Annotated in this window: 15 protein-coding genes; 6 read left to right on the top strand and 9 right to left on the bottom strand. The window is 66.4% G+C overall.

What is annotated here, in order from left to right:
- Nucleotides 1-2 precede the first annotated feature (2 nt).
- Complete coding sequence (locus C4S73_RS03435) at nucleotides 3-491, bottom strand: YcgN family cysteine cluster protein (RefSeq protein WP_103871025.1); 489 nt, start codon at nucleotides 489-491, stop codon at nucleotides 3-5.
- 272 nt (nucleotides 492-763) lie between these two features.
- On the opposite strand from C4S73_RS03435, the gene C4S73_RS03430 reads away from it, so the two are divergent.
- Genes C4S73_RS03430 through C4S73_RS03420 form a run of 3 tightly spaced genes read left to right on the top strand, consistent with a single transcriptional unit; the run spans nucleotide 764 to nucleotide 4,287 of the window.
- Nucleotides 764-2,992, top strand: coding sequence for a transglycosylase domain-containing protein (locus C4S73_RS03430; RefSeq protein ID WP_103871024.1), 2,229 nt, complete (start codon nucleotides 764-766; stop codon nucleotides 2,990-2,992).
- Between the two features lie 60 nt (nucleotides 2,993-3,052).
- Nucleotides 3,053-3,655, top strand: a complete 603-nt coding sequence (locus C4S73_RS03425) for a DUF1214 domain-containing protein (protein ID WP_103871023.1) — start codon at nucleotides 3,053-3,055, stop codon at nucleotides 3,653-3,655.
- On the top strand, nucleotides 3,652-4,287 hold the full coding sequence (locus tag C4S73_RS03420; protein ID WP_103871022.1) for a DUF1254 domain-containing protein: 636 nt from the start codon (nucleotides 3,652-3,654) through the stop codon (nucleotides 4,285-4,287). Before C4S73_RS03425 ends, C4S73_RS03420 begins: the two co-directional genes overlap by 4 nt.
- Before the next feature lie 21 nt (nucleotides 4,288-4,308).
- Here the strand turns inward: C4S73_RS03420 and C4S73_RS03415 are convergent, their stop codons facing one another.
- Nucleotides 4,309-5,034 carry a hypothetical protein gene (locus C4S73_RS03415; protein ID WP_103871021.1) on the bottom strand — a complete coding sequence of 242 codons (726 nt, stop codon included), beginning with the start codon at nucleotides 5,032-5,034 and terminating at the stop codon, nucleotides 4,309-4,311.
- Between the two features lie 59 nt (nucleotides 5,035-5,093).
- The gene (locus C4S73_RS03410; RefSeq protein WP_103871020.1) at nucleotides 5,094-5,318 is read right to left on the bottom strand and encodes a hypothetical protein; all 225 of its coding nucleotides are present in this window, start codon (nucleotides 5,316-5,318) and stop codon (nucleotides 5,094-5,096) included.
- Nucleotides 5,319-5,495: 177 nt separating this feature from the next.
- Between C4S73_RS03410 and C4S73_RS03405 the strand changes: the two genes are divergently transcribed.
- Nucleotides 5,496-6,629 carry a hypothetical protein gene (locus tag C4S73_RS03405; RefSeq protein WP_103871019.1) on the top strand — a complete coding sequence of 378 codons (1,134 nt, stop codon included), beginning with the start codon at nucleotides 5,496-5,498 and terminating at the stop codon, nucleotides 6,627-6,629.
- A gap of 11 nt (nucleotides 6,630-6,640) precedes the next feature.
- Here C4S73_RS03405 and C4S73_RS03400 read toward each other — a convergent pair whose 3' ends face one another.
- Genes C4S73_RS03400 through C4S73_RS03390 form a run of 3 tightly spaced genes read right to left on the bottom strand, consistent with a single transcriptional unit; the run spans nucleotide 6,641 to nucleotide 9,432 of the window.
- Nucleotides 6,641-6,976 carry a DUF1491 family protein gene (locus C4S73_RS03400; protein ID WP_103871018.1) on the bottom strand — a complete coding sequence of 112 codons (336 nt, stop codon included), beginning with the start codon at nucleotides 6,974-6,976 and terminating at the stop codon, nucleotides 6,641-6,643.
- A 19-nt stretch (nucleotides 6,977-6,995) separates the two neighbouring features.
- Complete coding sequence (locus C4S73_RS03395; protein ID WP_146071265.1) at nucleotides 6,996-7,595, bottom strand: hypothetical protein; 600 nt, start codon at nucleotides 7,593-7,595, stop codon at nucleotides 6,996-6,998.
- 13 nt (nucleotides 7,596-7,608) lie between these two features.
- The gene (locus C4S73_RS03390) at nucleotides 7,609-9,432 is read right to left on the bottom strand and encodes a sensor histidine kinase (protein ID WP_103871016.1); all 1,824 of its coding nucleotides are present in this window, start codon (nucleotides 9,430-9,432) and stop codon (nucleotides 7,609-7,611) included.
- 328 nt (nucleotides 9,433-9,760) lie between these two features.
- Between C4S73_RS03390 and C4S73_RS03385 the strand changes: the two genes are divergently transcribed.
- Complete coding sequence (locus C4S73_RS03385; protein ID WP_103871015.1) at nucleotides 9,761-10,048, top strand: hypothetical protein; 288 nt, start codon at nucleotides 9,761-9,763, stop codon at nucleotides 10,046-10,048.
- Between the two features lie 238 nt (nucleotides 10,049-10,286).
- Nucleotides 10,287-10,724: a SufE family protein gene (locus tag C4S73_RS03380; protein WP_103871275.1), complete on the top strand. Its 438-nt coding sequence runs from the start codon at nucleotides 10,287-10,289 to the stop codon at nucleotides 10,722-10,724.
- Nucleotides 10,725-10,728: 4 nt separating this feature from the next.
- On the opposite strand, the gene C4S73_RS03375 is transcribed toward C4S73_RS03380, so the two are convergent.
- The 3 genes from C4S73_RS03375 to C4S73_RS03365 form a co-directional block, all read right to left on the bottom strand.
- Entirely contained in the window at nucleotides 10,729-11,544 is an 816-nt protein-coding gene (locus C4S73_RS03375; protein WP_103871014.1) for a DUF6456 domain-containing protein, read from the bottom strand.
- Nucleotides 11,541-11,912 (bottom strand): helix-turn-helix domain-containing protein, encoded by a 372-nt coding sequence (locus C4S73_RS03370; protein ID WP_103871013.1) that lies wholly within the window; start codon nucleotides 11,910-11,912, stop codon nucleotides 11,541-11,543. The genes C4S73_RS03375 and C4S73_RS03370 overlap by 4 nt, the downstream gene beginning before the upstream one ends.
- A 226-nt stretch (nucleotides 11,913-12,138) precedes the next feature.
- Nucleotides 12,139-12,555, bottom strand: coding sequence for a Ros/MucR family transcriptional regulator (locus C4S73_RS03365; RefSeq protein ID WP_103871012.1), 417 nt, complete (start codon nucleotides 12,553-12,555; stop codon nucleotides 12,139-12,141).
- Nucleotides 12,556-12,810: the final 255 nt, after the last annotated feature.

Raw genomic sequence — 12,810 nt, 5'->3', positions numbered from 1 at the left:
AATCAACGCCTCTTCGCCCCGCGCGGCCAGCGCAGCGGCCAGTTGACGATCCGGTCCGGGATGTCCTCATCCGGCACATCATCCTCGCTGGCGAAGACGCGGCCACGCACAGCGACGCCTGCCGCGACAACCGTTTCCGGATCTCCCGACACCAGCGGGTGCCACCAGGGCAGGTCGCGTCCCTCGGCCAGAAGCCGATAGGCACAGGTCGGCGGCAGCCATGGCAAGGTGCGCACGGCCTCTGGCGTCAGCGTGACGCAATCGGGCACCTGCTTCGACCGATTGACATAGTCCTTGCAGCGGCAGGTGCCGGCATCGAACAGGCGGCAACCGATATCGGTCGCGTGGATGGCGCCGGTATCCTCGTCCTCGAGCTTGACCAGGCAACAGCGGCCGCAGCCGTCGCAAAGCGATTCCCATTGCTGCGTGGTCATCGCTTCCAGCGAGGTCGTGCGCCAGAAAGGCTCGTCTGATGGCCGGTCGAACTTCATTCCACCGCTTATGCGCTCCTGCGCCTCGGGAGGGAAGGCGCATCCGGCGGGTGCGACGATCGGTATAGACAAGGCGACGCTCCAAAACGGGACGGATTCGACGGCCCGAAATCTGCTGTCCACGACAGATTATCGCTCTCGACTGTTACCTTGCCTCTTACCTTGGCACGGAGAGCGAATATGTATCCGCAGTCGGGCCGGAAGGTGTTGCCAAGACGATCGCGGAGCGGCAGGACTATGGCGGCGGCTCTTGTTGGGAAGCCAGGACGGCGATGGAGTTCAGGAAAGCAGGCTGGACGACGCGGCTGAAGCGCTTCGCGCTCGCCGCCGACGCATGGCTTGGTGCCGGTCTCTGGGGCGCCGGGCAACGCGCCGGCGACACCTATGAACGCATCCGCAGCTTCGCCGACCGCTTCACCGTCACGGGCGGCCAGAGGATCGCGGCGGAATTCGCCAGCGAAGGCCTGAATGTCGGCATTGCCGGCTCCCTCGTCCTACTCATGCTCGCCATCCCCGCCTTCCAGGAGGGACGCGAGGATGCGCTGCACAACCAGGTCTTCGCCGTCACCTTCCTCGACCGCTACGGCTCCGAAATCGGCCATCGCGGCGCGCGCCATGACGATTCTCTCAAGCTCGAGGAAATGCCGGACCATCTGCTGAAGGCGGTTCTGGCGACGGAAGACCGGCGCTTCTACGACCATTTCGGCATCGACATCTTCGGCACGCTACGCGCCGTGACGGTGAATGCGCGGGCGTCCGGCGTCGTGCAGGGCGGCTCGTCGCTGACGCAGCAGCTCGCCAAGAACCTCTTCCTGAACAACGAGCGCTCGCTCGACCGCAAGATCAAGGAAGCCTTCCTGGCGCTGTGGCTCGAACACCGGCTGACCAAGAACGAGATCCTCAAGCTCTATCTCGACCGCGCCTATATGGGCGGCGGCACGTTCGGCGTGGCTGCCGCGGCCGAATATTATTTCGGCAAATCGGTGAAGGACGTCTCGCTCGCCGAGGCAGCCATGCTGGCCGGGCTCTTCAAGGCGCCGACGAAGTTCGCTCCGCATGTGAACCTGCCGGCAGCGCGTGCGCGCGCCAACGATGTGCTGAATGCTATGGTCGATGCCGGCTTCATGACCGCGGGCCAGGTCGACAGCGCCAAGCGCAACCCCGCGACGCCGATCGACCGGCGCCGCGACGCCCGCCCGGATTATTATCTCGACTGGGCTTTCGACGAGGTTCGACGCCTCGCCGATGACGGCAAGGTCGGGCCCGACCGCGTGCTGACGGTCAAGACACCGTTCGATCCGGCCATCCAGGAGCGTGCCGACGAGGCGATCGAGTCCATCCTGCGCCAGCACGGTACCGCCTATCGCGCCAAGCAGGCTGCAACGGTGGTGATGGACCCTGACGGCGCGGTTCGCGCCATCGTCGGCGGACGCGATTACGGCGCCAGCCAGTTTAACCGCGCGACGTCCAGCCTTCGCCAGCCGGGCTCCTCGTTCAAGCCCTTCGTCTATGCGACCGCATTGTCGGCCGGGCTCTATCGCCCCAATACGGTCGTGACCGACCGGCCGGTCTGCATCGGCAATTGGTGCCCCAACAATTACGGCCGCTCCTATGCCGGCTCGATGCCGCTGACGGTGGCCCTCGCCAAGTCGATCAATACGATCCCGGTGCAGATGTCGATCGCGATCGGCAAGGCGACGGGCGAGACGCATGAGGCGCGTGCCGCCCGCATCGGCCGGCTGAAGATCATCGAAACCAGCCGGGCCATGGGCCTGACGACGCCGCTCACCGATACCGTCTCGCTGCCAATCGGCGCAGCCGAGGTGACCGTGATCGATATGGCAGCGGGCTATGCCGTCTTCGCCAATGGCGGCAAGCGCGCGAAGCCCTATGCGGCGTTCGATATCCACAACTCCCAGGGCGAGCTGATCTACCGGCACGACAAAGACGAGCCGGAGCCGAAGCAGGTCCTGAGCACGCAGGTCGCGCAGGACATGAATTTCATGCTGTCCAAGGTGCCGACCGAAGGCACGGGCCGGAAGGCCGCGCTCGATGGCGTCATCACCGCCGGCAAGACCGGCACGACCAATGGCTACAAGGACGCCTGGTATGTCGGCTTTTCCGGCAACCTCGTCGGCGCGGTCTGGTTCGGCAATGACGATTCGTCGGAGACCGCCAACATGACCGGCGGCTCGCTGCCAGCGATGACCTGGAAGGAAATCATGCAGTTCGCCCATCAGGGGCTCGAACTGAAGCCGATCCCCGGTGTTGCGCCCGCCGATGCCAAGGGCGTGACCGTCGCCAAGGCCAGCACCCCGGCCACCGCCGGCGCGGCGGCGCCCGGCCCCGGCGCCGGTCATATGCCGCGCCAGTCCTTCGAGGTGCTCTCGGCGGTCGGTGCGATGTTCAAGACGATCGAGCCGTCGCGCACCGCTGGCCGCCCGATCCAGGTGGGCATCCGCGAGATGTCTCCGACGGGAAGCGAGACACGCATCCGATAGTCGCGAGCGGAGGCTGTTGACGCAGGCAGCCCGGCTGGTTCAACTCGCGCCACCGGCCTCATGAGCGCCGGAGCAGAAGGCAAGGCCGTGCGCGTTCTCGATCTCGCTTACGTCATCGTGCTCGGCGCGGGTCTGGGGCTGGGTTCAGCCCATCTGGCCGTCTCGGGACGACCCCTCGTCGGAATGGTCGAGATCGGCGCCTGGACCGCATGGCCCCGCAGCGGCGGGCGCGACATCGACCCCTATATGCGCGCGTTCCTCGCGCGCGGCGTTCACCTGCCGCTTGGCACAGGCGAAGGACTGGAACTGATCGCCGAGCGTGACGATACCGGCCAGGCGCTGGACGGCCGTTGCCGCTACCGGCTCGCCGGAGCGACGCCGACGACGCGCGGCTGGACCTTGGACGTCACCGACAAGGACGGGCGGCCCTTCCGCCTGCCACTCGACCGGAACGGCTTCACCGATGCGGAAATCGTTCGAGAGGAAAGCGGCGATCTGCGCATCGCCGCCGCAGCCGACCCACAGGCCGGAAACTGGCTGCCATTGCCTTCGAGCGGGCGCTTCCAGTTCCGGCTGAGGCTTTACGATACGCCGATTTCGAGCCAGGCGGGCGAAACGCGCTCCGCCAGCCTGCCGCGCATCGAGCGGGTCGACTGCCGATGAGCGCGATCGGGCATGATCCCACGGACATGGCCGCCACGCCGCGCCCGGAACGCTGGCGCAGCCGCATAGGCACGGTGTTCGGGCGCTTCGTCCTGGCGACGATCGCCGGTCTCGTGCTGGCCGGCATCGTCCATATCGTCACGATCCTGCTGATTCCGATCCTGTCGGAGCGGGATGCGAACACCGCCTATCGTATGCTGGGCAGCGGAGGGCGGGCCGAGCTGCTCCCCTCTCCCGGTGGTACCCGCGATCTGCCGCCTCTGCGAGAGGCCGATCCGGCGGCGGTCACCGCGGTCTGCAGCTATGATCTTTCGGCCGGCCCGATGCGTGTCGTCGCCCGCGCCGGCTCGCTGCCGCTCGGGCTGACCCTGCATCGTCGCGGCGGCGGCGTGCTCTATGCCATCACCGACCGTGCCGCGATCCGCGGCGTCGTTGAATTCCTGGTGATGACCGAGGAGCAGCGCGACGAGCGCATTGCGCAGGACGATGACGGCGAGGTGAACCGCGAACTGCGCATCGTATCCGACACCGCCCAGGGCCTGATCGTCGCGCGCGTCCTGGCCAAGCGGCCTTCGGACCGCGCCGATGCGGAAGCCCTGGCGACCGGCGTGGCCTGCGGCATGGCCAACTGACCAATCGCCGCTTGAGGCAGATCAGCCCTTATAGACGACCGGCTTTTTTGCCTCGCCGCCGAAAGTACCGATCAAGGGCAGCTTGCAGAGCGGCGCCGCCTCGGCCTCCAGCGCCATGATGCTGCGCTCGGCCCGGATCGCCTCCCGCGAGGGCATCTCGACCACGAGATTGGCCAGCGCATAGCGATAACTCTCGATGCGGAAACCGACCCGTTCGCAGACCCAGAGAATCAGCCCCTCATTCTCGATGACGCGGGCCAGGGCCGGATCCTGCTTCTCCGCCGGGACCAGCGCCGAGCCCTCAAGCGCACGCATGCGGACGCGGTCGGCGGCGACCACGCGCATCGCATTGGCGCGGAACGGCCCGATCAGCAGGCGATCGGCATTGGTATCCTCGGCGAGCCGCGAATAGCGCGAGGCCTGCGAGGCATAGGCGCCCGCCGTCAATCCGCCGAAATAATCCGAGATGGCGCTCGACTGCGCCGCGACCGGCAAGATTCGGTAGGAGGCAAGATTCGAAACTTCGCGCTGGAAGTAGCTGCGCTCATGCGCGGGCATGATGAAGCGCCAGGCGCGGTCGCGCAGTTGCTCCTCGTCATCGGTGATCCGGAAATAGGAAGCCGCCTCGCCGCGCGCCGTGGCCGCCCGGAAACCGGCTTCGGGCGCGATCACCTGGCTCCATACCGTCGGCCGAGGCCGGCCGAGATCGCCGGTCGTGCAGGCCGACGCCAGCAGGCCGAGCAGCATGGCCAATCCGCGCCTGCCGCGACGCCTGTCGCCACGCCGCTTAACTGGTGGCCGGGCGATCACGCAGGCTGCCTGGCGTTCTTGGGACCTTTGACGTGGACGCGCTTTGGCGCCGCGGCAGGGGAGCGCTTGCGGCGCGCCGGCTGTTCCATCGGGACGGGCTCGGCCGGACGCTCAAAGCGGACCCCGGTGAAGAACAGGATTTCGGCGACCTTCGAGGATGGCTCGGAGGACGGGGACGACTGCGGCCGACGATGCGGCGCAAGAGGGATAACGATGGCCATGATGCGCCTCCTTATCTGCGCCAGGGTTGCGGTCGCAGGAGAGCAATTGGCGGTGCGGCATCCGCACCCGTGTCTCAGGCCCTCCGATTTGCATCAGGCCCGGACATGGTTAACGGCGTGTTAAAGCCTGTGGGATTACTCTCCCGATATTGCCGAAATCCCAGCCGAGTTGCCCCAATGCCGTCGCGAATCTCCGCCGAGCTTGCCCATCTTGCCCGCCTTGCGCGCGATGGCGGGCTCGACCTCAGCCAGGTGTCGCTCCGGGTCAAGGCCGACCTGCTGATGTCGACCCCCAATCCGCCCGCACAGGACCTTGCCGCCTTCAGCGAAATGGCGGTGGCGCTGATTCCCGGTATCGACGACGCGACAGCCATCATCCTCGCCCGCAAGCTTGCCGGCTGGCGCCATGCGCCCCGCCCCGTGCTCGACGCCCTGCGGGCGCGCGGTGGCGACGTGCTCACCACTTTGCTGCGGCATGGGCTGCCACTATCGCCCGATGAAGTCGAGACGCTGGCCGAAACCGGCGACCTGCAGATCGCGGCCGCTTTGGCCGGACGCGCCGACCTCACTGCAACGACGACGCTGATGCTGGTCGAGTTGGGCGATCGCACGACCGATCTGAGCCTGATCGCCAATATGGCGACGCCGATGCCCCGTGGCGCCCTCGACCTTCTGATCGCGCGGTCCCGCGACGATGCGAGCTATGCGCAAGGTCTGCTCGCGCGCACGGAGCTTTCCAATGCTGATCTGACGCCGCTTTTCCTGGAAGCGGGCTCCGAGCGGCGCCTTGCCATGCTCGATTCGCTGGCCGCGCTCGATTCGCTTGGACCTTCCGAGCGTCGCCAGCCCGTATCGCGGGATCTGTTCACCGGCTGGCTCGCCATGGCCGGGGATGATCAAGACAGCGCGTTTGGGGCGATCGCGGCCCATCTTGGCGCTGGTTCCGCCCTCAGTGCGGCCATGGCCAGCGACCGCTCACGCGATCTGGCGGCGCTCGCGCTGATCGCCGCCGGAGCCACAGTCGAGGACGCAACGCGCTTCCTGATACGGCTCGGCGACGATGCCGCTCATTCGGTGGATCGCATCTTCGGGCTCGTCGCCCTGATGCGCTCGGTGAAACCGTCCATCGCCTATCGCGCCGTCATGCAGATCGCCGGCGGCCCTTCCCATACCGCGCAGCGCAAGGGACAACACCAGCCGGCCATGGACCCGAGCGGCACGGCAGCCCGCGTTGGGCCTGCGCGGACCGAAAGCCATCCGGCGCTCAGCGATATCCTCGACAAGATCGGGATGCGCCGCGAACAGGGCTGAGCGGGCCGGCGTCAGCTCTCGACGAGATCGAGGCGGGCATCGCCGTTGCGGTTCTCGATCTCGATCAGCCAGAGGTCCGAGTCGAAGCGCAGTTCGCGCGCGACGCGCTCTTCTATGCTGCCGGGATCGGAGTCGAGCACCAGCTGGAAGCGCCGGGAGCCATCCTCGTCGGCGAGGGCCTGCGGCGCGGGACCGTAGAGGGCCGCCGTGCCGTCGAGACGGTCGAGCTTGACGAAGATCGCGCCGGCCTCGCGCGAGCCACGCCGCCGCAGCACGGCCACGAGCCCGTCATGCGCCGCCTGCCGCAAATAGGCCGCCACCCAGAAATCGCTGATCAGACGCGCCATGGCCGGCGCCGCCGACGCATCAATTCTCGGCAGAGCGACGGGGCGCCGAGGCTCTCGCCGCTGCCACGCCACGAATTTCGCCGGGGGGCCGGATATCGGCGCCATTGATCAGGTCCGCGATCGGATCCCGAGCTGGCGCGGCACGCGCGACAGGTGCGGGCGCCGGCGCGACGGGTGCAGCAGCGGTGCGCGGAATGGAGGTCACCGCTGCCGGGGGGCGCGGAGCCGTCTCGCGCGCATTCTGCGAAAGATCGCTCGGACGCGACGGCGGGAAGGTGGACGGCTGTGCCGCGGTCGGCGTCGCCGCTGCTGAGGAGGGAGCGGCAGGGACGGCCTGGGGCTCGGCGCGGCGCTCGGCCGAGCGGGCAGCCGGTGTCTGTGTCGGCGCCGAGACCATCGGCGCGGGGTGGCGCGCCTTCTGGAACATCAGCGCATTGGCGAGAATGGCGACAGCCACCGCGGCAAAGACCAGCAGGACGAAGGCCCGGCCGGGCCGGCGCAGGACCATGCGGCCGACCCGGGCAAGCCAGGGTGCTTTGCGGCGCGCGGGGGCTGCCCGCCGGGCCGGGGCGGAGAGTGAAGAACCGGTATGGGCTCGGGCGGCGATCGTGGCGGACATGCTGCTGGCTCGTTCAGGCGGTCATACGGAAAGGTACTTTGGTCTCCAGGCCCCGGCGGGGAGCCCGTGCGAAGGTCGCGATCTTCACCGGCAGCGACGCCGAAGCGACACCATCGATCGGCAGCCTGACCACCACGCGCGTGCCGATGCCCGGCGCGCTCTCGATGGTGAGGCGGCCGCCATGAAGGCCCACGAGCCCGCGCACGACCGACAGGCCGAGCCCCGTGCCTTCATAGGCCCGGTCATAGGAGCCCTTGGCCTGGAAGAACGGATCACCCAATCGCGGCAGGTCCAAGGCGGAGATGCCGATGCCGGTATCGGACACCGACAGGTCGATCATGTCCCCGTCCCGCACGACCGCCAGCACGACGCGTCCACCGGCCGGTGTGAACTTGACGGCGTTGGAGAGCAGGTTGATCACCACCTGCTTCAGCGCGCGACGATCGCCCAGCACTTGCGGCAGATCAGGGCCGATGATGCGCTCGAGGCTGAGCCCGCCCGTCTCGGCGCGCAGCGCCATCAGCACGCAGCAATCCTGCGCGACATCGGCGAGGTCGAGCGGCTCCTGCTCGATCGTCATCGTCCCGCTCTCAATCTTGGAGATGTCGAGCAGCGTATTGACGACATCGAGCAGGTGATGACCGGAGGCGTGGATGATCTTCGCGTATTCGAGACGCTTCTCCTCGTCGAGCCAGCCCTGCACATCGGTGCTCAGCATCTCCGAGAAGCCGATGATCGCGTTGAGCGGCGTGCGCAGCTCATGGCTGACGGTCGCGAGGAACTGGCCCTTGATGTCGTTGGCCTTGAGAGCCTCGGCATGGCCGCGGGCGCGTTCCTCATCCAGCGCGCGACGGGCCGTGACATCGCGCATCACGCAGACGACGGCAACGCCATCCCTCGGACCGGCCGCTTCCGCGCCGATATTGGCGACCCGGTGCGCATGCATTTCCAGCCAGAGCGAGACCGGCAAGTGCCCCTGATGCTCGGCGCCGCGCGGGATGAACAAGGTGCGGAAGCAGGCCGTCGCCTCGCCCCGGCCGTGGGCTACGTCGCTCAAGGCCTTGAGGAACAGCGGGCGATCGGCAACGTGGACACGCTCCAGCAAACCGCGACCGAAGAGTTCGTGCGGCTCCGCGCCAGCAAGCGCCTTGGCGGCCGCATTGGCGAAGATCACCGCGCCATTGGCATCATGCCAGGTGACGAGATCGCCGACATGGTCGAGCAGGAGCTGAGCGCGCGCATCGGAAGCACGATGCTCGCGCAATTCACTCTCGCGGCGGCGCAGAAAGCCGGCCGCAAGCGCCATGGACTGCAGGATGGCGACCATCACGAAGACCGGCATCGCGCCACCGGGCCATGAGGCCGGCTCGGCGAACATCCCGAAATACTGAAGCGCGATGACGACCAGCAGCGTCATCGCGGCGATCGCGCTGGCGCGCACCACATAAGCGCGGCCACCGAAGAACATGGCTTCGGCGGGAATGGCCGCCAGCCAGAGCAGCAGGGGTGATGTGGCCCCTCCCGTCATTCCCGACATCGCGCCGATCAGCATGGCAAGCGCAGTCGCCGACATGCCGTGGGCGATGTCGAGCCGGCCGGTGCGCGAGAGGACCACAACGGCCAGAACCGGCAATGCGGCAGCGATCACGGCCACGGCTTCGAGCGTGCCGAGCGTGCCGCGCCAGGCGAGATAAGCCGGCACGAGGCCGAGCGCGACGGCACCAACCAACAGACGCGTCAGGATGAAACGCTCATGGAGCATCCGCTCGAGCGAATTCGGCAGCACGGATGCGTGCACCAACGCCGCCACCTGTGTCCTGATCGCCGTCATCGTCATGAAGAATCGCAACGCCTAACCTGTGCGGGCCTTGTCGCCCGTGTCCGTGCAATCTCGCCTCCGGCGATTTAAGCGGGGCTTAAGGCGCTACCGACCAAATCGCCTGACTTAGCGGCAGAAATCGAAATTCACCGAATTAATTCAGATAGTTGATTAAAATCCGCTGCAATGAAACGGCCCTCTCGATGTTCCAAGCAGGGTGAACGGAAGCTGAAGATCGGCGTCGGGAATTGAGGTTTCCAAATGACACGATCTTTCTGCTTCCCTGCCTATGGTGAGTGCGAGGCGAGGTCTGGAGGCGAGCGGCCTTTCAGCAACGGGGACCAGCATGGCCTATATCCTGCGAAGCTTGGCGGTTGTCGGCGTGATCGCGCTGAATTCGCCGGTCCATGGCAGCAAATCGGGCGAGGACCACGCCACTCAGAACGCTACGCAGACCGCGCGCAATATCGTCAAGGCGGCTTCGCAGATCGATGGCCGCAGCGCGATCAACGGGCTCACCGCCGCGCGCGAAGCGGCCCAGATCCTGGCCGGGCTCGAGCCCCAGACCCGCGAGCGCGTGCTGGCGCTGGCTGCCGCGGCAGCTGCCGGCAAGGCTCAGGCGCACGAACGCTAGAGCATCGGCCCGAAAAGTGGGATGCGGTTTTCGGGAAAAGCCGATGCAAGAACAAAGAGCCCGGTCCACGCAAAGGCTTGACGGGCACGCGTCGCGCGCCGAAGACGGCCATCACCGAGATATGATGTCGACCGACAGTCGATTTGCAGTTTTCACTAACGCGGACTATCGGCTCGGCGTCATAATCGAGCCTCGGAGCCGCAAATTTTCGGGCGCGGCCGCCGGCAGCGGACGGGACATGAGCACAAGCCTCGACGAGATCATCGCCAATTTCGAACTGCTCGATGATTGGGATGACCGCTATCGCTATCTGATCGAACTCGGCAAGGGCCTGGAGCCTCTGCCCGAGGAAGCGCATGACGACGCCAACAAGGTGCGCGGCTGCGCCAGCCAGGTCTGGTTGCAGATGCGGCGGGAGGGCGGCCCCGGACCGCAGACGCGCCTGCATTTCCTGGGTGATAGCGACGCCCATATCGTTCGGGGGCTGGTCGCGCTCGCGCTGGCGATCTATTCCGGCCATTCGGCGTCCGACATTCTGGCGACGGACGCCTTTGCGATCTATGAGCGGCTCGGCCTGGCCGCGCATCTGACGCCGCAGCGTTCCAACGGCGTGCGCGCCATGATCGAGCGGATCAAATCCGACGCACGCAGCGCGTCTGCGGCTTCTGCGGCCTGAGCCCTCACATGGCCTGACCCGGCATGAGGTTCGGGCGGGCATCCTCGCTGCGCCAGACCTCGCTGCGGCGCGCTTTCACAGCCGGCGTCGCAATGCCGTAATGCGCGGAGAGTGCCGACAGCGCCATTCGCAGCACGACCTTGGCCGAGCGCGCCGGCCATTTTCGCTCCCGTTCGACCTGGTCGAGCCCCTTCAGGAAGCCGCAAACGTCGATGGCTAGGCCCGACAGGTCCGGCCCGAGGCGGTCGCAGGCTTGCCGGACGCGCTGACGAGCCGCGAGAGCCGCATCGGAAGCGCTGGCGGGATCGCGCCCGCCGGGGCCGCGCTGGCCCGGCGCCAGCGCGGCGTCCCAGTTCATCGTCGTGCGCGACATCATCTGCGCCAGCGTCAGATCGGCGCGGAAGCGTTCGCCCGCCGCAAATTCCTGCGCCGAGATCTGCGGCTTGCCATCCTTGCCCATTCGGCGATGCAGCCAGAGCAGCGGACTTTCGCGCTCGTCGAGCAGCACCTCTTGCCGCCTTCCGTCGATGCTGACCACGGCACTTGCCAACTCGCGTGCGGGGGATGCGATCGCGAGCGTCAGGCGCCGCAATTTTCCCGAGCCGCTCCAACAGGCCAGCCCGTCGGAGACCAGCGCCTCGGCTACCTCGGCAGGCGCGTAGCCTGCGCCCAGGCTCGTGCCGGCCTTGCTGCGGTAGAGCGCGATGCGTCCGCAGCCCAAGGGCGATACGACCCCGAAGGCCTCGGGCTCGGCAAGATGACGCAGCAGCCTGGCACGAGCGTCGCCGCTGCTCTGCTCCCAATCGCCCTGCCCCGTCATGACCGCGCTTCCATCTTTACTGGCGCGCTCAGCGCCTGCGTCAAGGCGAGCAGCCCAGCTTCAATCGCGTTGAGCCCGAGTTCCAGCGCGGGATCGTCACGGCGATCTTCGATCAGCGCGCAGGCATGGCGCACCGTGGTTCGGTCCCGCCCGAAACAGATGCCGATGCGGATGAAACTCAGCCCGAATGCGACATGGGCAAGATACATCGCCGTCTGGCGTGCCCGCGCGATCGGCAGTCGGCCGCGGTTCGAGCCGCGCAGGTTCATCAGGGGAGCGCGCGTCATCGCTGCCACCGCAACTTCGGCAAGCCGCGCGAGAGCGGCTTGCCGAATGGAATGGTCAGGATTGCCATCATTAGCGTTCATGATATGTTCCCTTGGGTGATCGCGGCAGGCGCCCGCGAGCTCAGGTGAACATGAATATATTCCTATTTAAGAATTGGCAAGCGGCCGATCCCACTTATCCCCGCATCGGGCCGCCGCGCATGGAAAAGGCCGCCGGTAAGCCGGCGGCCTTTTGATTTCGGATCGCTGCGATTTCGAGATCGTTGCGATTTCGGGGCTCTGACCCGCGAATGCCAGGATGGCGAGATCAGCGACGCTTGCGGCGCTGCTGGCCCAGACCCATCTTCTTCGCCAGCTGCGAGCGCGCTTCGGCGTAGTTGGGCGCAACCATCGGATAGTCGGGCGGCAAGCCCCACTTCTCGCGATACTGCTCAGGGGACATGTTGTACTGTGTCCGCAGGTGCCGCTTGAGCGATTTGAACTTCTTCCCGTCCTCAAGGCAGATCAGATAATCGGCCGTGATCGACTTCTTGACCGGGATCGCAGGCTTGGGCGCCTCAGCCGGTACAACCGGAGCGACGCCTCCAACAACGCGGCTCAGTGCAGAATGCACATCGCTGATCAGGGCGGGCAACTCGGACGCAGGAACAGAATTGTTCGAGACATATGCGGAAACAATATCCGCAGTCAGCTCGATAAAGTCCGCCCCGTCATTGTCAGCCATGGTGACATCACTCCTTATGCGTTTTTCGATTGAGGCCTAAGATGATCGCCCGCACCTCCTGTGCGTCGATGCCTGCTCTGAATTTGCCCGGCAGTGGGTCAAGCACTGGTCGGATTCAGAACCATCCCGAGCGGATTCATCACATATGCGTGTAGTCGATAGTTAACACCGCGGCAAGTGAACTTTACCATCACGAATTCGATTATCCGAGATCAATATTGTCGCAACACGCAATATTTATGGCAACCGGATGTT

It is taken from the genome of Allobosea lathyri (assembly GCF_900108245.1).
Classification (GTDB): Bacteria; Pseudomonadota; Alphaproteobacteria; order Rhizobiales; family Beijerinckiaceae; genus Allobosea; species Allobosea lathyri.
The sequence above is the reverse complement of the archived record's forward strand: the minus strand, read 5'-3'. Positions and strand labels throughout refer to the sequence as shown.